The sequence below is a fragment of the Geodermatophilus sp. SYSU D00684 genome (assembly GCF_054050455.1).
The window spans coordinates 22,183-42,174 of record NZ_JBJGZI010000016.1; the positions used below are offsets into that span (position 1 = coordinate 22,183).

Annotated in this window: 20 protein-coding genes and 1 pseudogene; 7 read left to right on the plus strand and 14 right to left on the minus strand. The window is 70.8% G+C overall.

Features of this window, described 5'->3' with window-relative positions; all coding sequences use genetic code 11:
* Positions 1 to 17 precede the first annotated feature (17 nt).
* From ACI79L_RS13190 to ACI79L_RS13200, 3 genes are all read right to left on the minus strand, one after another.
* Complete coding sequence (locus ACI79L_RS13190; protein WP_456937224.1) at positions 18 to 659, minus strand: TerD family protein; 642 nt, start codon at positions 657 to 659, stop codon at positions 18 to 20.
* Positions 660 to 744: 85 nt separating this feature from the next.
* Positions 745 to 1,326, minus strand: a complete 582-nt coding sequence (locus ACI79L_RS13195; RefSeq protein WP_456937225.1) for a TerD family protein — start codon at positions 1,324 to 1,326, stop codon at positions 745 to 747.
* A gap of 345 nt (positions 1,327 to 1,671) precedes the next feature.
* On the minus strand, positions 1,672 to 1,884 hold the full coding sequence (locus ACI79L_RS13200) for a hypothetical protein (RefSeq protein ID WP_456937226.1): 213 nt from the start codon (positions 1,882 to 1,884) through the stop codon (positions 1,672 to 1,674).
* 314 nt (positions 1,885 to 2,198) lie between these two features.
* Here ACI79L_RS13200 and ACI79L_RS13205 point away from each other — a divergent pair, with 314 nt between their 5' ends.
* Positions 2,199 to 2,486, plus strand: a complete 288-nt coding sequence (locus ACI79L_RS13205) for a hypothetical protein (protein ID WP_456937227.1) — start codon at positions 2,199 to 2,201, stop codon at positions 2,484 to 2,486.
* A 109-nt stretch (positions 2,487 to 2,595) separates the two neighbouring features.
* Here the strand turns inward: ACI79L_RS13205 and ACI79L_RS13210 are convergent, their stop codons facing one another.
* Both ACI79L_RS13210 and ACI79L_RS13215 read right to left on the minus strand, forming a co-directional pair.
* On the minus strand, positions 2,596 to 3,174 hold the full coding sequence (locus ACI79L_RS13210) for a TerD family protein (protein ID WP_456937228.1): 579 nt from the start codon (positions 3,172 to 3,174) through the stop codon (positions 2,596 to 2,598).
* A gap of 56 nt (positions 3,175 to 3,230) precedes the next feature.
* The gene (locus ACI79L_RS13215) at positions 3,231 to 3,596 is read right to left on the minus strand and encodes a hypothetical protein (protein ID WP_456937229.1); all 366 of its coding nucleotides are present in this window, start codon (positions 3,594 to 3,596) and stop codon (positions 3,231 to 3,233) included.
* Positions 3,597 to 3,851: 255 nt separating this feature from the next.
* On the opposite strand from ACI79L_RS13215, the gene ACI79L_RS13220 reads away from it, so the two are divergent.
* On the plus strand, positions 3,852 to 4,370 hold the full coding sequence (locus ACI79L_RS13220; RefSeq protein WP_456937230.1) for an HAD domain-containing protein: 519 nt from the start codon (positions 3,852 to 3,854) through the stop codon (positions 4,368 to 4,370).
* A gap of 3 nt (positions 4,371 to 4,373) precedes the next feature.
* On the opposite strand, the gene ACI79L_RS13225 is transcribed toward ACI79L_RS13220, so the two are convergent.
* The 4 genes from ACI79L_RS13225 to ACI79L_RS13240 form a co-directional block, all read right to left on the minus strand.
* Positions 4,374 to 4,778 (minus strand): hypothetical protein, encoded by a 405-nt coding sequence (locus ACI79L_RS13225; RefSeq protein ID WP_456937231.1) that lies wholly within the window; start codon positions 4,776 to 4,778, stop codon positions 4,374 to 4,376.
* An 11-nt stretch (positions 4,779 to 4,789) separates the two neighbouring features.
* Positions 4,790 to 6,178, minus strand: coding sequence for a DUF4407 domain-containing protein (locus ACI79L_RS13230; protein ID WP_456937232.1), 1,389 nt, complete (start codon positions 6,176 to 6,178; stop codon positions 4,790 to 4,792).
* Positions 6,175 to 7,041 carry a hypothetical protein gene (locus ACI79L_RS13235; protein ID WP_456937233.1) on the minus strand — a complete coding sequence of 289 codons (867 nt, stop codon included), beginning with the start codon at positions 7,039 to 7,041 and terminating at the stop codon, positions 6,175 to 6,177. Before ACI79L_RS13235 ends, ACI79L_RS13230 begins: the two co-directional genes overlap by 4 nt.
* A 150-nt stretch (positions 7,042 to 7,191) precedes the next feature.
* Positions 7,192 to 7,488 carry an HNH endonuclease gene (locus ACI79L_RS13240; RefSeq protein ID WP_456937315.1) on the minus strand — a complete coding sequence of 99 codons (297 nt, stop codon included), beginning with the start codon at positions 7,486 to 7,488 and terminating at the stop codon, positions 7,192 to 7,194.
* On the opposite strand from ACI79L_RS13240, the gene ACI79L_RS13245 reads away from it, so the two are divergent.
* Positions 7,396 to 7,737, plus strand: a complete 342-nt coding sequence (locus ACI79L_RS13245) for a hypothetical protein (RefSeq protein WP_456937316.1) — start codon at positions 7,396 to 7,398, stop codon at positions 7,735 to 7,737. The genes ACI79L_RS13240 and ACI79L_RS13245 overlap by 93 nt on opposite strands.
* 72 nt (positions 7,738 to 7,809) lie before the next feature.
* Positions 7,810 to 8,712, plus strand: a complete 903-nt coding sequence (locus tag ACI79L_RS13250; RefSeq protein ID WP_456937234.1) for a phosphorothioated DNA-binding restriction endonuclease — start codon at positions 7,810 to 7,812, stop codon at positions 8,710 to 8,712.
* 16 nt (positions 8,713 to 8,728) lie between these two features.
* Here ACI79L_RS13250 and ACI79L_RS13255 read toward each other — a convergent pair whose 3' ends face one another.
* The 3 genes from ACI79L_RS13255 to ACI79L_RS13265 form a co-directional block, all read right to left on the minus strand.
* Positions 8,729 to 9,145 carry a hypothetical protein gene (locus tag ACI79L_RS13255; RefSeq protein ID WP_456937235.1) on the minus strand — a complete coding sequence of 139 codons (417 nt, stop codon included), beginning with the start codon at positions 9,143 to 9,145 and terminating at the stop codon, positions 8,729 to 8,731.
* Complete coding sequence (locus tag ACI79L_RS13260; protein WP_456937236.1) at positions 9,142 to 11,604, minus strand: AAA family ATPase; 2,463 nt, start codon at positions 11,602 to 11,604, stop codon at positions 9,142 to 9,144. The genes ACI79L_RS13255 and ACI79L_RS13260 overlap by 4 nt, the downstream gene beginning before the upstream one ends.
* Before the next feature lie 115 nt (positions 11,605 to 11,719).
* Complete coding sequence (locus ACI79L_RS13265; protein WP_456937237.1) at positions 11,720 to 12,376, minus strand: NUDIX hydrolase; 657 nt, start codon at positions 12,374 to 12,376, stop codon at positions 11,720 to 11,722.
* A 105-nt stretch (positions 12,377 to 12,481) separates the two neighbouring features.
* Between ACI79L_RS13265 and ACI79L_RS13270 the strand changes: the two genes are divergently transcribed.
* The 3 genes and pseudogenes from ACI79L_RS13270 (at position 12,482) to ACI79L_RS13280 (ending at position 14,353) form a co-directional block, all read left to right on the plus strand.
* On the plus strand, positions 12,482 to 13,141 hold the full coding sequence (locus tag ACI79L_RS13270; RefSeq protein WP_456937238.1) for an HD domain-containing protein: 660 nt from the start codon (positions 12,482 to 12,484) through the stop codon (positions 13,139 to 13,141).
* A 100-nt stretch (positions 13,142 to 13,241) separates the two neighbouring features.
* Positions 13,242 to 13,581, plus strand: a pseudogene (locus tag ACI79L_RS13275) (phosphorothioated DNA-binding restriction endonuclease); the annotation flags it as partial.
* Between the two features lie 325 nt (positions 13,582 to 13,906).
* Positions 13,907 to 14,353, plus strand: coding sequence for a hypothetical protein (locus ACI79L_RS13280; RefSeq protein ID WP_456937239.1), 447 nt, complete (start codon positions 13,907 to 13,909; stop codon positions 14,351 to 14,353).
* 98 nt (positions 14,354 to 14,451) lie between these two features.
* Here the strand turns inward: ACI79L_RS13280 and ACI79L_RS13285 are convergent, their stop codons facing one another.
* Positions 14,452 to 16,308 (minus strand): UvrD-helicase domain-containing protein, encoded by a 1,857-nt coding sequence (locus ACI79L_RS13285; RefSeq protein ID WP_456937240.1) that lies wholly within the window; start codon positions 16,306 to 16,308, stop codon positions 14,452 to 14,454.
* 137 nt (positions 16,309 to 16,445) lie between these two features.
* Positions 16,446 to 19,577: a DEAD/DEAH box helicase gene (locus tag ACI79L_RS13290; RefSeq protein WP_456937241.1), complete on the minus strand. Its 3,132-nt coding sequence runs from the start codon at positions 19,575 to 19,577 to the stop codon at positions 16,446 to 16,448.
* Between the last annotated feature and the right edge of the window lie 415 nt (positions 19,578 to 19,992).

The window sequence follows — 19,992 nt, forward strand, 5'->3', positions numbered from 1 at the left end:
TGGGTGTGGGAATCGGGCTACTTGCTGCCGGCCGTCCAGCGCAGGCCCCAGCCGTACTCCTTGTCCAGGTGACGCTGGCTGCCCTGCAGATAGCGCATCTCGCGCTGCACGTGCAGCTCGCCCCGCTGGTTGGACAGCATGGCGATGGCGCAGAAGCGGGTGTCCCGGGCGTGGTCGTCCAGGCGGACCTCGATCTCGCTGCCGTCGACGGCGTGCAGGGTGACGACGCCGTCGGCCGCGGCCCAGTTGGGCGCGCCGTCGTAGATGTACGCGAAGACCAGGATGCGCTTGATCTCGTCGAGGTGGTCGAGGTTGACGATGAGGTTCTCGCCACCCGCGTTCCTGCCGGAGCGGTCGTCGCCGTCGAGGAGGACGTAGGGCGGGTAGTCGAGGTCGCCGAACGCGTTGCCGAGCGCCTGGACGACGCCCTTGTCACCGTCGGTGGTCTCCCAGAGGCAGCCCAGGTCGAGGTCGACCGCCTCCGCCTTGCCGAAGAACCCGCGCCCCGGACGCTGGTTCCAGTTGAGGTTGACGCGCATCCGCCCGCGGGCGCCCTGCGCCTTGGACAGCGACACGGACGGCGCCGCCTTGGTCAGCGTGACCTTGCCGAGGGAGACGCCGGCCGGCTTCTGCTTCGGCGGTCGGGTGTGGTCGATCATGACCTGCCTGTTCTGAGGAGGAAGGGCTCAGGCCCGCGGTCCGGTCCCGCGCTCGTCGCTGCGGGCCGGACCACGGAAGGCCGGGTCAGGCGACGTTGACGCCGAAGTCCTGCGCGATGCCGCGCAGGCCGCTGGCGTAGCCCTGGCCGACGGCGCGGAACTTCCAGTCGCCGTTGTGCCGGTAGAGCTCGCCGAAGACCATCGCGGTCTCCATGGAGGCGTCCTCGGTGAGGTCGTAGCGGGTGATCTCCCGGCCGGTGACCTGGTCGACGACGCGGATGAACGCGTTGCGGACGCCGCCGAAGTTCTGCCGGCGGTTGTCGGCGTCGTGGATGGAGACCGGGAAGACGATCTTCTGGACGAACTGCGGGACGGCCGTCAGGTCGACCTGGATCATCTCGTCGTCCCCGTCGCCCTCACCGGTCAGGTTGTCGCCGGTGTGGAGGACGGAGCCGTCGGGGCTGCGCAGGTTGTTGTAGAAGACGAAGCCCGAGTCGTCCGGGGTCACCCGGCCGCTGGCGTCGAGCATGATCGCCGAGGCGTCGAGGTCGTACTCGAAGTTGGAGAACGTGTTGACGTCCCACCCGAGACCCACGTTGACGGCGCGGAGGCCCGGGGCCTCCTTGGACAGCGAGACGTTCCCACCCTTGGCGAGGACGACGGTCATGGTGTTCTTCTCCCGTGGTGTTCGCGGCTGCGGAGGCGGCGGGTCACCGCACCGCACGGCGCGGAGCCGGTCGATCCGGAACGGTGGCGGACCGGGTCGGGATGCTGCCGCACCATGACCGGGAGCACCACGGTCTCCCGCCCCGCAGGGGTGATCACGGGACGCCTGTGACTCGTGCGCACGGACCGAGAGCCGGACGAGACGAACGGGGCGTGGACGGCGCCGAGGACCGGCGCGCATCCCCTGGCACCCGGTACGGGAACCCCGAGAACGGCGACGGGCTGCCGGTGGTCACCACCGGCAGCCCGTCGCCGTTCCCGATCCGGGACGTCGATCAGCCCTGCATCACGGTGCCCGCCGAGCCGAGCGGCGCGGCAGGTTCCGGTAGAGCAACCATCCCCCGAATGCGATTCCGAGCAGCCCGGCCCATCGGCTCGGCGATTCCGCCGTACTCGGACCGAAGATGACGATGAAACTCCCCACGACGACCAGGAGCCCGAGCAGCACATTCCACGTCCGCGCGACGCCGTTGTAGGCGCGCGCCACCTTTCCCGCCATGACCACTCCCCGTCGTCCGACCGCACCGGCGAGGGGAAGTCGTACTCCCCGTCGTTGCGCGGAGCAAGCATCGACGCGCCGAGACGAGAATGACGTCGGGAAGCGCGCGTACCAGTGATCCACACACAGCACAAGACGCCTGGAAACGCCATTCCCGGATCGATACGGAAGGATGATCACGACCGGTCCGCCGGGACAATGCCGGAAATGCTTGTCGGCGATGACCGGGTGCGCTTCACTGTCCGCCGCGCCGGGCCGCGGACGCATTTCGGCGCCGCGGTGGACCGGCCGATCACAGACACGGGGGCGCCGTCATGACCGTCAGGAACCACCGCACCATCGCCGTTCTCGGCCTGGTCCTCGTCCCCCTGGCGGGCCTGACCGGCTGCAGCAACAGCGGCGATCTCACGTGCGGGGAGTACAACGCCCAGGGCATCACGGAGCAGACGGACACCCTCTCCGACCTGCTCCGCGAGCACGACCTGGACACGGCCGACCCGGGCAACATCCAGGGCATCACGCAGGCGGTGTCCCAGCTGTGCGCGTCGAGCTCCGGCGCCGTGCTCGACGACGCGACGGACTGGGACTCGGCCTACTGGTGAGGACCGGCCCGGTCATCCGCTGCCGGGCGGGGACCCGTGGTGCTCGACCACGGGTCCCCGCCCGGCTGCTGCCTCCGCCGGCGGCGGACGGAACGGACGGCGGGGACCGTCAGAGGTGGCCCGCCACCGTCGGCAGCAGGTCCTGGAACGTCCGGCCGTTGGCCACGGCACCGATGGCGGTCATGCTCCAGCCCCCGCCGTTCCGGGTGAGCTTGGCCATCACCTGGCTGTTGTGCGTGCCGGACCCGGAGAGGTCGTAGCGCGCGAGTTCGGCGTCGCGGGCGGTGGAGTCGACGAGCCGGCAGAACGCGTTGGTGATCTGGCTGAAGTCCTGGCCGGTGAAGGAGTTGACCACGAAGACGATCTGGCTGACGTTGCCGGGGACGCGCTGGAGGTCGACGAGGATCGACTCGTCGTCGCCCTCGCCCTCACCGGTCAGGTTGTCCCCGGTGTGCTGGACCGAGCCGTCCTTGCTGCGCAACTGCTGGAACCACACCTGGTCGACCAGCCGGCCCCTCCCGTCGAAGAGGAGGGCCGATGCGTCGAGGTCGATCGACTGGCTCTTCATCTTGCCGAAGAGGCCCCGTCGCGGGGCGGCGTCCCAGCCCAGGCCCATCCGCACGTGCGTCAGCGACCCTCCGCCCCGCTTCTGCAGTGAGACCGTCTGACCCTTGCTGAGGTTGACCACTTCGCCCCGTTCCCTTCGTTCCTCGTGGATGTCCTGGCCTCGAACGGCCCTCTCCGTCAGTTCGTCGGCGGAGGACCGCAGTTGTCGAGGGTGTACTGGTTGACCCGCTGCTCCGCGCCACTGGTCGACAACCCGGCCGCGAACGCACCAGCCAGAGCCCCCAGTGGGTTGTCCATGAGCTCGCCCGCCTGGCTGCCCAGGGAGTCCGCCTGCTCCTGGAATGCGTCGCGCAGCGCCGCCACGTCCGGCTCGATCTCGTCGGGAGCGACCTCCGCGAGTCGACCGAAGAAGATGGCGAGATCGCGCGGAGCGGAGAATATGGCTGCCATGCCCGCCAGCGGGTCATCGGTGTTGCCGGCCTGGGTCCAGGCGTCCCTCAGTTCCTGACCCTCGCCGTAGAAGACGTCGCAGTACGCCTCCACGGAACGTCCCTGACCACACGCCGTCAATGTCACGGAAACTGCGACGAGTCCCGCGAACGTCACGACGGCACGCCTCTTCAGCACATTGCTCCGAATGCGCCCAGCGACCACGGGAGACTCCTTTGTCGGCGGCCCGCGGAGTAAAGCCGAGAATGCGTCCGGACGCCAGACCGACTCGCGGCGCCGTCACCAGATCGCTGCAGACGTGTCGGCCAGGGGGCACCGGGCGCCCGTCGCCGGGGGTAGGAACCGCCCATGGGCTCGACCGGGGACCGTCCGATCCTGCTGCTCGACGTCGACGGCGTGCTCAACGCGCCGGTCCGCACGCTGCCCGTCGGCTGGGCGCGGGGCACGTTCAACGGGTTCCTGCTGTCCTGGGACCCCACCGTCACCGCCCGCCTCCGCGGGCTGCACGAGGCCGGCCGGGTCGAGATCCAGTGGCTGACCACCTGGACCACCGACGCCGACCGGCTGCTCGCCGAGCCGATGGGGCTGCCGCGCGGGCTGAAGGTGCACGCCCGTACCGACTCCGCGCCGACCGGCTTCCTCGGGATCTTCGGCGGCGCGTCGGGCTGGTGGAAGCTGGCCGTCGCGCAGGAGGTGGCCGCGGCCGAACCGGACCGGCGGATCGTGTGGATCGACGACGACCTGGCCGAGCAGGCGGACGACACCGGCGACTGGCTGGCCGCCCACCCGCACGTGCTGGTGGTTGCCCCGGACCTCTACGTCGGCCTCACCCACGCACAGCTGGACGAGGTCGAGGCGTGGCTGTGACCGCTACCGGCGCGGGCGCAGTCCCAGGGGCAGGTCCGCGGGGACGTCGACGTCGCCGGCGTGCCCGCCGAGCCGGGCCAGGCCGTGCCGCAGGAGCAGCCCCTGCGGGGCGGAGCGGGCGACGTCGCCGGCGGCCGGGTGCTCCGGGCACGGGGCGAGGTCCATCAGCCCCGGCCGGTCGACGAGCACGCGCCACTCCTCGGCGACGGCGGCCAGCGCCGCGAGCGGATCGGTGGTGCCGCCGGCGGCGAGCACGGTGACCGGGCCGCCGTCGCGGCCGACGACGACCGGCCGCCACGGACCGAACGCCGGGCCGAAGGTCCGGTGGACGGCGTCGTAGTCGTGCAGGGAGACGGCGGGGTACGCGGCCGCGGCCAGCGCCCACAGCGTCCGCTCGGTGAGGGTCACCGGGTCTCCTGTCAGTTCGGGGTGCCGACCGGCCACGGGTCGGGTCGCGGGCCGGGACGCGGCTGCTTGACGAAGCTCGTGCCGATACCGGTGCTGCCGGCGGGGGTGAGCTGCTGGTCCTTCCAGCGCTCGACGCCCTGCCGGGTCACCTCGAGCTGGGCTTCCAGCACCAGCCCGGTGGCCCGGGACTCGGCCTCCAGCGTGCGGGCCGCCCGCGCCTCGGCGGCCGCGAGCGCCGACTTGGCCAGGACCTCGGCCTCCTCGTACTCGGTCTGCATCCGCAGCCGGACCCGCTCCTCGACCTTCTCCTCCCCCAGCGCGAGCAGCCGCTCGTAGAGGGACGGCGGGGCGAGGGCGAGCATCGTCTTGAACAGGATCGGCAGGCACTCGAGCGCGGTGAGGAACGCGAACAGCAGCGCGTGCGCCGTCGCGAGCGTCGGCTCGTCGTCCTGGATGCGCTCCATGGCGGTCATCCGGGCGAGGATCCCGTCGCTGTCGTCGACGGCCGCGTCGTGCGCCGCGACGTCGTCGGCGCGCTGCTCCTCGGCGTCGGCGACCAGCCCCTGCAGGCGCTCGACCTCCGCCTGCTGCGTGACGGTGTTCCGCTCCTCCTCGGTGAGCAACTGCTGGTACGTCCGTGCCTTCAGCGCCTCGAGCTCCGCGGCGACGTCGTCCCGCTCGGCGCGGAGCCGGTCGCGGTCGGCCTGCCGGGCCGTCGTCGCCGGGCCGTAGCCGCGCTGGCCGGTGCCGCCGGACCCGTCGAGCTCGGCGTTGTAGGCCGCCTCCGCGGCGTTGTAGCGCGCGTCGACGTCGTCGAAGCGGGCCTGCAGCGCGGCGACGGCGGGGTCCTCGTCGACGTCAGCCTGGGTGACCCCGTCGGCGATGTCGGCCTGCAGCGTCGCGATCTGCTCACGCATGGCGGGCAGCTGCGCGTAGCGGGTGTCCTCGGCGAGCTGCTGCGTGAACTCGTCCTCGGCCTCCGCCGCCATCACCTCGACCTCGGTCTCGATCTCGGCGCTGAAGACGGCGAGGGTGAGCGGCGTCGAGACGACTGCGCCGATGAGCACGGCGAGGGCCACCCGCGGCAGCGCCATGACGATCGTGCCGACCTTGCTCTTCAGCCGCGGCGTCGACACGACCAGCCAGCGGTCGAGGTTGAGGATGACCAGGCCCCACGCCAGGCCGCCGAGGACCGCGACGGGCACCCACAGGTGCAGGGCGACGTACAGCGCGTAGCTCGCGGAGACCGCGGCGAGCGCGGCGGTGGAAACGAGCACAGCGCCCATCGCGACCTGCTTGCCGCGCTCCTTGGGCGCGTCCTGCAGGACCTCGCGGTTGGCTCCGGCGACGGTGAGCAACTGCTCGCTGACGACGGCGCGGAGGGACCGGCGGCGGGTCACGGGGTGTCCTTCCTTCCGGCACGCCGGAGGCTGTCGAGGAGGGAGTCGGGCACGCCGACCAGGCGCGGCGACACCTCGATCCGGGGGCGGAGGGCGTCCTGGGTGGCCCAGAAGGCGTCGAGCCGGTCGGTGACGGGCGAGGGTGCGCCGACGGTGGCGGCGACGTCGGCGCGCAGGGACACCGGCGGCGGTGCGGCGACGCTCGGCAGGTCGAGCTGCGGGACGGCGACGGCGGCGACCACGGGGGTGGCCGCGGGCGTCGTCGTGAACCGGTTGCGGCCGGCGACGTCGACCCGCCGGCTGGCCTCGATGCGGACCAGCGCCTCCCCGCACGGCGGGTGGCCGGGATGGCCGTCGACGAGGACGTCGCGGGCGTGCTCGAAGCACCAGGTGACGAGGACGTCCGACCCCGGCCGGACGATCGTGTGGCTGACCGAGATCGCGCGCAGGACGGGCACCTGCCCGTCGGGCACCGGCCCGGCCGGGACGCCGTGCCGGCAGGCGAGGAGCTGGGGCTCGGCGTCGCCGGCCGGGCGGCCCTGGGCCGCCTCCTGGCGCCAGTCGCGGATCCAGCGGTCGGTCCAGGGCAGGGCGGACCGGGGCTGCTCGGGCTTCGGGTGCCTCGGTGCCGGGCCGGCGGCGTCGCCGAACCAGCCCTTGGCGCGCAGCCAGGCGACGAGGAGCAGGAGGAAGAAGGACCAGAGGAAGGCCTCGGCGAGGTCCTTGAGGAAGCCCGCGACGCGCTCGGCCTCGACGGAGCCGCTCCACTCGGTGTTGTTGCTGAGCGCGACGAAGCCGGCCAGCAGCAGGACGACGACCCAGCCGACGACGAGGGGATCTCGGCGCAGCGGTTTCCGGAACATCTCTCCCCCGTCGCGGGTCGCACCCGCCTGTCAGCACACCGTCGGACCAACGGAACCCGATCGGATCGGAGCCCTCGGGATTGGTACCGGGCGGGACCGACGAAAGGCAGCGACGCCTCACCCGTCCGGGTCAGGCGAGGCGCCGGACGCTCAAGGAACTGCGTGCGGACTCACATCCGCAGCCCCGTGCCGCACGACTCCGGTCGGGATGCCGGACGGGAAGTAGGCCTCCCTCCGGCGCTCGAGCCGACGGAGCTCCCAGGTCCACGGGACGCGCGCCGCCTTCCGCCCGTTGTGCCGCGGGCACAGCGCCTGGCCGTTCTCGACACGCGTGACACCGCCCCGGCTGTGCGGGTGGACGTGGTCGGCCTGCAGGTCCTCGGTGGCGCGGCACCGGCCACCGAGGAGCGAGTGGTGCTCGCACCGGTGACCCGCGCGGGCGAGGATGACCCGCTTGTCGTCCCGGAGGAAGCACCGCTGGGCGTCGCGTTGCCGCCGTCCGTGCACCAGGCTCGGGATCCTGCGGATCACCGCGTGTGCGAAGAGCAGGACGAGCAGGACGCCGAGCCAGGGCTCGGCGGAGATCTGACGCGTCAGGCCGTCCAGCAGGCCGCCGAGGACATCGGTCGGCTCGACCACCGCGGTCGCGAACGGCTGGACGGAGAGCACGGTCATCACACCGACGTCGGCAGCTGAGGCCAGGACCTTGAGCGACGCGCTGCGGGTTCGCCCAGGTGGCTGCACGCGGCTCGGCGATAGTGAGTAGCCATGGCGACTCCCGGGGCCGAGGTCCGTGAGGTCCTCGCGCAACTGGCCTCCCTGCGTCAACACCAGCAGGACGGCCGCCGCTCACCGCACAAGCCGCTGCTGGTCCTGCTGGCGCTGGGCCGTCTGGCGGCCAACGGGTCGAGCGCGCTGCCGTGGGACGTCGCCGAGCGGGAGCTCGCGGACCTCCTCAAGGAGTTCGGGCCGCCGTCGAGGACCGGCCGGGCGCAGAGCGCCGCCTATCCGTTCACCCGGCTGCGGTCCGACGGCGTGTGGACGCTCGACCGGGACGTGCCCATGGACACCGTCGGCCCGTTGCGCGCCGGCGTCACGGGCCGGCTCGAGGCGTCGCTGGAGGCGGCGTTGTGCTCGCGCCCCGGGCTGGTCGACGACGTCGCCCGCGGGCTCGTCGAGGCCCACTTCCCCGCCACCGTCGCGCCCGACGTCCTCGTCGCCGTCGGGCTCGACCCCGGACTGCTGCACGGCGGGACGGGAGCGCCGCCGACCGGTCGGCGGCGGAGCAGTGCTTGGCCGGCGCAGGTGCTGGAGGCGTGGGACCGGCAGTGCGCGTTCTGCGGTTTCGACGGGCAGGTCGGTGGTGTGCCCGTCGGCTTGGAGGCGGCGCACATCCGGTGGTTCACCGTCGACGGCCCCGACGAGCTCGACAACGGCTTGGCGCTCTGCTCGCTGCACCACAAGCTGTTCGACCGCGGCGTCCTCGGCCTCGACGACGACCTGACGCTGGTGGTGTCCCAGCGGTTCTCGGCCCGTACTCCGCACGGCCGCGCCGTGTATGACCTCCACGGCCGTCGGCTACAGCCTCGCCCGGGCACGCCGTCGCCGGCCGCTCGCCACGTCGTCTGGCACCGGGAGCAGGTCTTCCACGGACTCCCGCTGGCCGCGTGACGCACGGCCGGCAGCGTCAGGTGGAGGCGCCGGCAGCCAGTTGTCGCAACGCGGCCGTCGCGGCGCGGACCCTCTGAGCCCACCCCCGCAGCTCGGCGAGCGTGGGCGCCAGCTCGTAGGCGTGGTGGTGGCAGGCCCGGCTCAGCGCGAGCCAGGCGGCGGCGACGTCGGTGGCGGTCCGCACGCCGGCGTACTCCGACCGCCGGAGGACGGCGAGCTGGGCCCGCATCGAGCACTGCTCCACACCGGGCGCGACCCGCGTCCAGTAGGCGGCGAGCTCGCGCTCGAGCGCCGCGCGGAGCAGGAAGCCGGTCGCCCGCGGCCACCAGCCGCCGCGGGTGGTCAGGCCGCCGGCGAGCAGCCGGTCCGCGTCGTCGAGCAGCTCGTCCGCCGGGCTGGCGGGGTCGTCCAGCCCGGGGAGGGTGGCCGTCACCGGAACGCTGCCTGGCGCACGCTGGCGACCAGTTGCTCGACGTCCCTGACCAGGTCGGCCATCAGACCGTCGTGCCCTGCGTGCGCCCCTTCCTTGCAGGCGCGGAACGCGTCCGCGGCCCGCCGGCCGAAGCGCCGGTCCAGCGTGGGCAGCACCTGGCCGCCCTCGGCAGCGTCGTCGAAGAGCGCGAGCGCCATGGTCGCCGTCGTCGTCCGCGCGCCGGCGAGGGCGTCCTCGACGTCCGCGTGCCGCGCACCGGACGCCAGCCGCCGGGTGCGGACCACCTCGTGACTGGCCGCCTCGATCGCCGAGCGGCACAGGCCCGGGACGACGAGCCGCTGGGCCGCCTCGCCGAGGTCGCGGGTGAGCGCGACGGCGCGGGCGTCGTCGAGGTAGCGAGCCACCGGGTCGTCGGACTTGCGCAGCTCGACGACGCTGCGCTCCCGGCGGGTCACCTCCCAGATGGTGGCGCCCAGCTGCAGCCGGCGGACCGCCTCGGGCAGCCGGTCGTCGTGGGTGAAGACGACGACCTGGTGGGAGCCGGCGACCTCGGCGAGCACCCGCGCCAGGCCGTCGACCTTGGCCGGGTCCATGGCCTGCACCGGGTCGTCGATGACGAGGAAGCGGAACGGGCTCTGCTCGAGCATGGCGCGCGGCAGGAACAGCGCGAGACCGAGCGCGTGCAGCTCGCCCTGGCTCATGACGCCGAGCGCGGCCGAGGCCTCGCCGTCGACGGTGACGTCGAGGGCGACGCGACGGCGGGTGGCGCTGCCCTCGAGCCGGACCGGCCCGAGGTCGACGTTCGACTCCTGGCGCAGCTCCTGCCACGTGCGGGCGGCCCGCTCGGCGATCGGCGCGAGTCCCTCGTCGCGCAGGCCGTCGGTCTGGGCCTTCAGCCACTTCTCGGCCGCCTGCAGGTCGGCGCAGACGTCTGAGGCCAAGAAGACCGCCTCGGCTGCGTCGACGTGCTCGCGGAGACGCTGCGCCAGCGGCTGCCAGACGTCCTCGCGGCGCCCCAGCTCGACACGGGCAGCCGCCACGGCGTCCTGGAGAGCGGTGACCAGGCCGGCCGTGCCCCCGCGGAGCGCGGCGACGGCGACTGACGCAGCGTCGTCGCGAGCGGCAGCGGCCCAAGAACGCCAACGCTCGGCCAGCCCCTCCCCCGGCACGCCGGCCGGGACGGTCTCCACCAGGCGGGGCGGCGGCGGTGCAGCGGCAGCGGCGGCTGCGCGGGCCGCGCGCAGCTCGCGGTGCGTGTCCTCGGCCGCGCCGGCCTGCTCGCGCAGGCGGGCGACCTCGCCCTGGGTGGCCGTGCGCCAGGCGTCGTCCAGGCGGTCCGCCGCGCCGCAGACGGGACAGTCGGTGGTCGCCGTGTGGCCGGCGTGGACCAGCGCCGCCTCGAGCAGGTCGGCCAGCCGCCGGGCGTGCTCGCTGTCGTCCCCGGTCAGTGCGGCGACGGCGGCCGCGGCGGCCTGCAGCTTGTCGGCTGCGGCGAGCGCTCCATCGACGTCGGGGACGGGGAGGGCGGCCCAGGCGCGCAGCGGCGCCAGGTCGGCCATGGGCTCCGTCTCGGCACGCAGGACCTCGCGGAGGGCGTCGAGATCGGGCGTGCGCTGGCCAAGGACGGCAGCCACCCGGCGGGCCCGGTCGTCGTCGACGCCCTCGAGGTCCGCGAGCAGCGCCTTGCGCGCCTGTTTCACCGCGGTCTCGGCGTCCTTGAGCCGCTTGCACTCGGCCTTGAGCCGGGTCTGGGCGTGCACCACCCGCTCCAGGCCCAGGATGCGGAACAGCGAGTCGTAGAGGTCCGAGGGCCGGCCCGAGAGCATCGCGCCCAGCTCGGCGTAGGAGAGGAACGGCCGGTAGGACACCAGCGCCTCGTCCCAGCCGAGCTCACGCAGCTCGCGGCGGCCGCCGTGCTGCTGCACGGACGCCTGCGACTCCTCGACGTCGTCGCCGACCCACGTGCGCAGCACCTTGGTGACGCCCGGCTGGCCGTCGACGACGAGCTCGACGCCGACCGCCGGGTCGACGTCGCTGCTGTGCAGGTTGCGCCAGCTGCTCGTCCAGGCCGCGGCACGGTCCTTCCAGCGGGCGTTGCTGCCGGTCAGCGCCATCTCGGCGGCCTCGGCGAAGCTCGACTTGCCCGAGCCGTTGCGGCCGACGACGAGCGTGAGGCCGGGGCCGGGCTGCAGCCGGAGGGACTTCTCGGGGCCGATGCCGCGGAAACCCGACACCGTGATGCTCTTCAGGTAGGTGCGCGGGACGTCGACGACCGCAGCCGCCGTCGCCTCGGGCTCCTCGCGGGGGCCGGTGGAGGCGACGGCGGCAGCCAGTTCGGCGTCGCCCTGGTAGGCGGCGAGCACGAGGTCGCCGGCGCGGTCGCCCAGGCTCCCCGACCCGGACGCCTCGACGATCCGGTCGAACAGCCGCGGGAGGAGCGCGTCCTCTGCCGCGGTCACGCGGCCACCTGGTTCCTGAGCAGCACGACGCGACCGTCACACGGGCGGCGGCCGGTCCGGCGGACGTCGGGGACCGACACGTCCCACGAACCCCAGACGCCACCCCGGCCGGTCGTCAGCCGTGCCGGAAGAGCTCGGCCGGCCGCCCGACCGAGCCGCGGGTCATCTCCCCCGTGCTCTCGAGACGGTCCCTGACGTGCCGCCGGAAGACGTCGGGCTGCAGGCGCCGGCCGGCGACGGTCTCGTGCAGCCGCCGCAGGTCGCGCAGGGTGAACGGCTCCGGCAGCAGCCGCTCCGGATCCGGCCGCTCGGCGTAGGCGGCCCGGACTCGGGTGACCGCCATCCCCACGATGCCGTCGTGGTCGAAAGGCAGGCCGGTGGCCTCCGCCACCGGGCGCAGTTGGACGTCGCCCGGGCGCCCTTCGCCGACCGCCATCGGCAGCAGGACGACGTGCGCCACCGACAGCACCCAGCCCCGGTCGTCGCGCCGCGGGTCGTCGAAGACGTGCAGCTGCCGCGGCGCCTGGCCGCGGAGGCCGGCCTTCTGGTCGAGCGACCGCAGCACCGCGTCGGCGAGGGTCTCCCCCTCGTGCAGGAAGGTCCCCGGCAACGCCCACGCGTCGGACCGGGTCGCGCTGTCGCGGCGGACGAGGAGGACCAGCAGCCCCCGGTCGGGGTCGGGGGTCAGCACGGCAGTGTCGACGGCGACCGACGGCCGCGGGTAGTCGACCAATCGGCGGCCGGAGCTGTCCCGGTACTCGGTCGTGGACATTAACGCGACTCCCGTCTAATATGAGTTTGCGCGTTCGTGCGCAAACTACGCGAGCGGTCGGCACGGAGCGAGGGGCACCGTCGGCCGGATGGGAGGACTGAGCGGATGACGTCACTCGAGGACCGCCGGACGATGGGCAGCGGCCCGCTGTCGAGTCGCTACGACGAGGCGCTGGCCTACGCGGCGGAGCACCACCGGGAGCAGCTGCGCAAGGGCTCGCGGGTGCCCTACCTGACGCACCTGATGAGCGTCAGCGCGCTGGTGCTCGAGCACGGCGGCAGCGAGGACCAGGCGATCGCCGGGCTGCTGCACGACGCCGTCGAGGATGCGCCGAAGGGCACCGGCGGCGCCGTCCTGGCCGAGATCCGGTCGCGCTTCGGCGACGACGTCGCGGACATCGTGCGGGCGTGCTCGGACGGGCTGGACGCCGAGGGCAACCGCAGCGGGACGTGGGCCGAGCGCAAGCGGCCGTACGTCGCCGGGCTGAGCGACAAGCCCCTCGACGCCCTGCTGGTGACCGCGGCGGACAAGACGCACAACGGGCTCTGCATCGCCGCCGACGTCCGCCGGTACGGGCAAGTGTTCTGGTCGACGTTCAACGCCTCGCGCGACGAGCTGCTCTGGTACTACACGAGCGTCGAACGGGCGATCGCCGACCGGCTGCCCGACCACTCCATCACCGCGGCACTCCACCGCGCGGTGGACGACCTCGTGAATGCAGCTGGAGCCACCCGAGCCGACGTGCCACTTGAGCTACCCAACTGAGTTGCGAAGCCGCATTCTCGTGAGGCCCATGACCCCATGTCGTTGATGCGACCCTGTGGTGCTCCCCTGGGTCGTACTGCTCGTCGGTGATCGTGGCGCGGTGGCAGCTCTCGCCGACCAGGCGCACGCAGTCCTCGACCAGCTGGCGCCACTCCGCCAACACGAGCAGGACGGTCGTCGCTCACCGCACAAGCCGCTGCTGGTCTTGGCACTGAGCCACCTGGCGGCCGGTGGATCGAGCGAGGTGCCGTGGCACGTCGCCGAGCATGAGCTCGCGGACCTCATCGCGGAGTTCGGCCCGCCGTCGCGGACCGGCCGGGCGCAGAGCGCCGCCTATCCGTTCACGCGCCTGCGGTCCGACGGCGTGTGGACCCTCGACCGGGACGTCCCCATGGACAAACGTGGGTCCACTGCGTGCCGGCGTGAACGGTCAGTTGAAGTGAAGGCGCCGGCGCACACCGAATCCGCAGTTGGGCTGTTCTGACGCACATGGCTGCTCGCGAATGAGCGTGTAACTTCGCGCTGGCCGCACCGACCACGGGGGAACCGATGTCTGAGCCAGTCGACACCGTGCACATCGAACCGATCCCGCCGAGGCCGAGCCGGCGCACAGGCAAGTGCGCGGGATGCCTCGAGTCCATACCACTCGAGCGCGGCAGCGGCATCGTTCTGCCGCACGGAACGAAGCGCTGTGCCGGGACGGGCAAGCTGCCTATTCACAGGACCGACCCGGGGCGATGGGTCCCGCGTATCGTGGCGGCCGGTGTGGTGTTCACGTTGATCGGGTGGGGCTTTTCCTCCTGTGGCGATTCGAGTGGTGAGAAGACTCCCGTAGCCGAAGACCTGCCCAGCACCGACTCTGGTGCCGACGGAGAGTTGGGCCACGCACCACCACCAACCCAGCCGGGCACCGACGGTTCAGAGGCAATCGCCGAATTCCTGGCCAGCCGCGGTGTCACTGAGTCGATGATTCGCCAGTTGGGCGCCAAGGCCGACGCGACCGGATATGGCCTCTCCCCCGGTACACCCCTGCCTTTTGACCAGGCGCAGAATTTTGCGGCGATCATGGTATCCGTCTGCGACAAGGTCACAAGCGGCCAAACCACCTGGTCCGCGCAAATCGCTGAGGACGTCGCTGCTAGGGCACCCCTCGCCGATTCCCAGGAGATGAACGGCTACCTACGAGACGTTTTCTGTCCGCAGCTCTCCTGAGAGCTGCGGACGTAGCGCGACCGCTGACAGCGGGTCGCATGCACGGCCTCGATGCGCCCTGCTCGCCACTCGAGGGATGGCCCGGTGGTGCCGACAGCTCAGTCGATTCGGTCCGCAGGAGCACGACGAAGCTCATCCGGCAGGCCCTTCGAGTGCACCACCGCGAGCGACCGATTGGCTCTCGTCAGGCTCGTGTACAAGAGCCCGTGCCGCCCTAGGTTCTTGGGAAAGTCGATCGGCTCGAAGACGACGACACCGTCGAATTCCAGACCGCGGGCGTCATTCGCCGAGAGCACCCGCACTGTGAGCTCTCCGTCGGAGTACTCATCGCTGCCTGCTGTCCGAGCCTTCCAGCCGTGTCTCACGAATGCTGCGCGCAGCGGATCGGGCTTCACGCCGATGACAGCTACCGTGCCGCCCTGGTGCTCGCGTGCCAGCTTGGCCCCTGCCGTGACCAGCGCCGTAGGCATGTCGTCGGGGCGAACCTTCCACGTCATGGGACGGCGTCCCTCTTCTTGCACCGCAACGCCATGCCGCTCGTGCCTCGGCAAGAGCTGGCCAGCGAATTTGTGGATCGCCGTAGTCGATCTGAATACGCTTCGGTAGTCCTCGATGTGTGTGTCCGCGGGCAGGTCCAGGAACCCTAGGCTCTGCTGCCAGGACATGCTGCTGTGATCTGAGCGACGCTGGTTCATGTCGCCGACGAGAGTCCAGCCGGCGTCCGGACGCACCAGCAGGCGCAGGATGCGCCATTCGATCGGACGCACATCCTGGGCCTCGTCGACGACGACGTGCCCTGGCGACTCGAAGCGGTGCAGCCCAGATGCAAGCGCGCAGTAGGCCGCCAGTGGCCAAAGGCGTTGCCTGCGCAGAGCCGTGCTCCAGTCTGGTAGCGCGCGCAGGTAAGGGATCCAGTCCGGCGACGCGAAGCCCGCCTTGGTCCTCAGCTCCTGGTAGATGACTCGCGCAGCCTCTGACCTCGACTCCGTCTCGCGAAGTCGACCTCGCCGACGCAGCATGTCTGCTGCCGAATCGACCAAGGTACAGAGCTCTCGGTCGAAGTCCTGGTAGGTCTCGTCGCCCGCTTCCCCGTGCTCATCGCCCAAGTCCGGAAGGATCTTGCGGAAGAGCTCGTCGAGACTGCGCACGATGACCCTGCCATCCGACACGAGGTCACGAACTGCTCGCATCGTGTGCTTCACGTAGTTGCCGGTAGGACCGAGCAGGAGCACCTTTCCCGCGACCGGGGTGCCCTCCCGGTCCGGGTGCACCAGGTAAGCGGCGCGGTGGACCGCAACGATGGTCTTTCCGGCGCCGGGGTGACCTTGGACTACGAGTGGCGTTGCCGCATCCCACTTGACAAGAACGTGCTGGCGCGGCTGAAGCGTCGCCAGCACCTGGTGCAGCTCCGCCCGCCGAGGGGAGGTCAACGCTCTGAGTAGCGCCTTCTTGTGCCGCAGGGCCGTCGCGTCAGCGACTGGAGGACCGATCTTCCGTGGAACCTCTCGGACCGGCTCTGAGGCTGGCACCGATCGCCGCGCCGGCTCAGCGTCTACCAGCTTCTGCTGTGAGGGACTCGCTGGGTGCCCATTGGCAACGGAAACGTCCGGAGATGGGTGACGCGTCGGCGGCCGTGGCACCACCAACGCTGTCCTGCGATCGAACGCCGTCGCACCGTCTCCCGAGTCTCGGCGCTCGTCGTCGTACCCCACGATGTCATCACCGCGCGGAGTGAATGCTCGCGTGATCTGCACATCGCCGAGTAGATGCGCACCGGGGCCGTGGCCGTAGAAGGCATCCGCCGCCGGCGCGGCCCAGCTGATCACCACGAAGTCGCGCTCCCGGGCGTACCACTGCCCGATGTAGACGTCGTCCGACTTCAAGAGCGCATCGGGTGCAGTCAGCCCGATTCGCCCGACGAATGGTTGAGGAACCGGACGCTCGAGCTGTGCCACCCCCTTCCTTCCTCTCGAAGGTTCAGACACCCGCGGCCTCGCCGACCGAACCGCTCGTCTGGCCTTGTCCGTCAAAGTCTGCACATACCGCTTGTTCCGCGCCCGCTCGTCGGCGAGGACCGCTGGGTCCTGAGGACTCACTCGCTCACCTCGAGGACACAGACAGCCAGCGGAGACACCGCCACGTCCGGTGCACCCGTCGTGTCGAGGTCGCGCAGCGTCTGGCGGTGAGCCTCCTCGCGGCGAGCCAATTGGCTGTCGAAGAGCTTCACGCCTCGGCTCTTGCCGCGCTCGAGAGCTGTCCGTCGCCGTGCCCGGATCGAGGCGCGCGCCCGCTCGTGCTGATCCTCGAGAAGAACTCGTCGAGACTCGATCAGCGCAGCGATCTCGCTTCGCCGCCGCTCGTTCTCGCGGAGCATTCGATCGTCCATCAGCTCTTGGAGGTAGTCCACGCACCTGTCGAGCGACGTCGGGACCGGTTGCCGTCCTTCCTGCAGCTCACCAGTGGCCAGTCGAGCGAGGAGGACATCCACGTACTCGTCACCCACGAGCCGGCCATCCGCCCGCGCAGCCGTTCCCCAGATTTCCTGGCCGGCGCGCGGCGCCTCCCACCGCGCGACCGCCAGCTGCACGACGAAGGTTCCCGGTTCGAGTTCTCCGCGGGCAGCCACGCGAACGACTGCAAAGCGAGCACGACGGTGCTCAGGCACGTTGGCGGCTGCCAGAACGAGAGGATGCCGCGCCGACAGCAGGTCCATGGTCTGGCTCGTTCGCGCGGTTTCTTGGTCCAGCACGAGGTGCAGCTCCTCCTCGTTCCGGAGCGCGCGCTCATAGCGGCCTGCCTCGTCGCGACTCAACCGTTCGTCCACCACCAGGCGGTGGAGTCGGTCGGCCATGTCGCGATTGCCGCGGAGGCGCATGCCCGCACCCCCGTCTACCACCACAGGAGAGGGGGCCTGACAGAGAGCGGCCCAGTCTTCGATCACGTGTTGGAGCTCGGCAGCGCCGATGTAGCGACCGGAGGCCACGAGATCCCTCTCCAAGCCGGCAACGTCAGCCGTCGATGCCCCGAGCAGGAACGGGGTAGCAGTCTCGAGATCTTCGAGACTGCTGCGCTGCTCCTCGATTGCGGCCAGCGCATGGTCCGCCTTGGCCGCTCGCTGCTCGTCGCTGAGGTCGAAGTCGAAGACGACGTCCTGGAGTGCTTTCAGGTGATCCGTCACGATCGGTTCCAGCGCCCCGATGCTGCTCTCGAAGACGCCGATCCGAGAGAGGAGCCGCTGCTTGATGCGGTCGTCCAGAGCCGCAGGGCACCAGACGTTGAGGATCGAGATTCGCTCCTCCGCCTGTCCGATTCGATCGATGCGCCCGATGCGCTGCTCGACCTCCATGGGATTCCACGGCAGGTCGTAGTTCACGATCACCGAGCAGAACTCGAAGTCCAAGCCCTCACTCGCGACCTTGTTGGCCAACACGAGGTCGTACCGACCAGCGCGGAAGTCCGCCATGATTTGGTTTCTGCGGTCGCGGTCGACGCCGCCGTGGAGAACTGCCACTCGGCAGCGATCCCGGAGGCGGGCTTCGAGGTAAGCGAGCGTCGGACGCGAGAAGGTGAAGAGCAATGCTCGACGCCCCGAGTGGATGACCTCGAGCAGCTTGGGAGCGACGGCGTCGAATTTGCTGTCGACGGCGCCGATCGCATCCGCCGCCTCAAGGAGCTCAGCGTGCGGCCGGAGCATAGGAGGCTTCGACGTCGCCGGGGGCCCGGTGGTTGAGTCCTCGTCGGCGACCTCGTCCTCGATGCTCCAGCGCAGAACCGCGTCCCTCGCCGCGGGGAGACATGCGGACGCCAGGCGCAGGGGCATCTGCATCGCGAATCCCGCCGGCTGGCCAGCCGCCGCTGCGCGATTGCGACACCAGGTGACGTACTCGTCGTAGAAGCGTGACTCTGCTGGGGTCCACACAACCCGCGTGTCCGTGGCTTGCCGCAGTGCCTTCTTCTCGTCCACCTCGACCCGTCGAGTCCGGGTGAAGACAGAGGAGAGGACATTGAGCTCAGCCAGGTGGCGCCGCGCCTGCACGATCTCTCGCGCACTCAGGTCGTCCCGTCCCACGATCTCGCGCAGCGAGGCGAATTCCTTTCGCCTGACCAGAGGGCGCCCCATGGAGAGAGCGCGCATCTCATCCAGTGCTCGTAGACGGGTCGCACCATCGACACCTGGTGCCGTAAGGAGCCCGCCCACGCGGTTCAGAACGACGTTCGGCTCCAACTGCAGCTCCAAGGACCCGGCATCTCCGAAGTCGCCCGGAGCTAGCAGTTCCAGCAGGTTGTACAGATCCTCATTGCGCAGGTTGATGGGGGTTGCCGTCAGCAGGACGAGCGCCTCGGCCCAGTCACTCAGCAACGCGCCAGCTTGGTGGGACGCAGTGCTGACGTTCCTCATGTTGTGTGCCTCGTCAACGATGGCGAGGCTTAATGGGCCCGCCAGATCGGCCAGCTCCTCCATCGATTCCCACATGCGGAAGCGTTCGAGGCTGACGATGTAAGCGAACCGGCGCGGCAAGCGGTTCTCACGCGCTCGCTGTTCGAAGTCGCTAGCCGCCGCCCCTGACAGTTCGGTCAGGTGGAACCCGAAGCGGTCCTCCATCTCGCGACGCCACTTCGCCACGAGCGATGCCGGACAGACGACGAGGACCCGATCGGCCGACTTGCGCGCCTCGAGCTCCGTCCATACGAGGCCTGCCTCGATGGTCTTACCGAGACCCACTTCGTCCGCGATGAGGATGCGGGACTTGCCTGACTCAAGCATGCGGATGACCGGACGGAACTGGTAGGCGCGGAAGATGGTCCGCGTCGCGCGGAACGAGAAGAGAGTGTCCGTGAAGGCGCCTGCGAGCTTCTCGCGAGTCAGCGTCGCACTCAGTCGGCGTGCTGTGTCGGGAGACTGCCTGATCCAGTCGTGGACCGTGTCACTGGATTGCAATCCCGTCAGCATTTCCTCGCCGAAGGTGACCTGCCGCCCGTCCACTCGGAGTTCATATATCCATCGGCCGGCAGCGAATCGGCGGGCCCGTACGGGGTGGTCGCGACCGGTGTTCACCACCACGACGTCGTCGTTGATCGCGAACTTCGGGGCGGGTACGTCAGTTCCGATTGACCACAGGTGGTCGAGCCACGCCTCCGCATCGCGCAGAGCGTGTTCGGTCGGGAGGTCGTTGACCTCAACGCGCTGGCTCGTGCCGGCCGGCGCTCCACGGGAGACGACCATGCTTCGGGTCTGCGTGGGTCGTGAGAACCAGTACACGCCCTCAGGCAGCTCGACCTCGGGCTGACCTAGGTGGCGGACCTCCCCAAACAGGTCGCGGTGCTCCAGCCGAGGGGGGCCTACGAACAGAGCATCGACGCCTGGCACGACGCCAGCGAGGGCTTCCACGTCCCGGGCTTCGGGGTGATACCCGTAGCTCGTCCTGACCTGCTCTGTCGTGTACCCGAACAAGCTTCATCTCCCCGCTGCGGACTGCCACCAGCAAAGCACAGAGAGCGATCTGGATCACTGATGTCGGGGAGAGGTCATTCCGATGAGTCAGTAACCAACGCAGCTTGACGAGGGGATATCCGGCCGTGAACCCGCACGTGCTGGTGATGGCGCCGTACCGGCACGACTGGCCGCATCCATGGGTGAT

What these genes read in the sequence shown, in the direction of transcription:
- ACI79L_RS13190 (WP_456937224.1), bottom strand. Translation starts at nt 659, where the DNA reads ATGATCGACCACACCCGACCGCCGAAGCAGAAGCCGGCCGGCGTCTCC.
- ACI79L_RS13195 (WP_456937225.1), bottom strand. Translation starts at nt 1,326, where the DNA reads ATGACCGTCGTCCTCGCCAAGGGTGGGAACGTCTCGCTGTCCAAGGAG.
- ACI79L_RS13200 (WP_456937226.1), bottom strand. Translation starts at nt 1,884, where the DNA reads ATGGCGGGAAAGGTGGCGCGCGCCTACAACGGCGTCGCGCGGACGTGG.
- ACI79L_RS13205 (WP_456937227.1), top strand. Translation starts at nt 2,199, where the DNA reads ATGACCGTCAGGAACCACCGCACCATCGCCGTTCTCGGCCTGGTCCTC.
- ACI79L_RS13220 (WP_456937230.1), top strand. Translation starts at nt 3,852, where the DNA reads ATGGGCTCGACCGGGGACCGTCCGATCCTGCTGCTCGACGTCGACGGC.
- ACI79L_RS13235 (WP_456937233.1), bottom strand. Translation starts at nt 7,041, where the DNA reads ATGTTCCGGAAACCGCTGCGCCGAGATCCCCTCGTCGTCGGCTGGGTC.
- ACI79L_RS13250 (WP_456937234.1), top strand. Translation starts at nt 7,810, where the DNA reads ATGGCGACTCCCGGGGCCGAGGTCCGTGAGGTCCTCGCGCAACTGGCC.
- ACI79L_RS13265 (WP_456937237.1), bottom strand. Translation starts at nt 12,376, where the DNA reads ATGTCCACGACCGAGTACCGGGACAGCTCCGGCCGCCGATTGGTCGAC.
- ACI79L_RS13270 (WP_456937238.1), top strand. Translation starts at nt 12,482, where the DNA reads ATGACGTCACTCGAGGACCGCCGGACGATGGGCAGCGGCCCGCTGTCG.
- ACI79L_RS13290 (WP_456937241.1), bottom strand. Translation starts at nt 19,577, where the DNA reads ATGGTCGTCTCCCGTGGAGCGCCGGCCGGCACGAGCCAGCGCGTTGAG.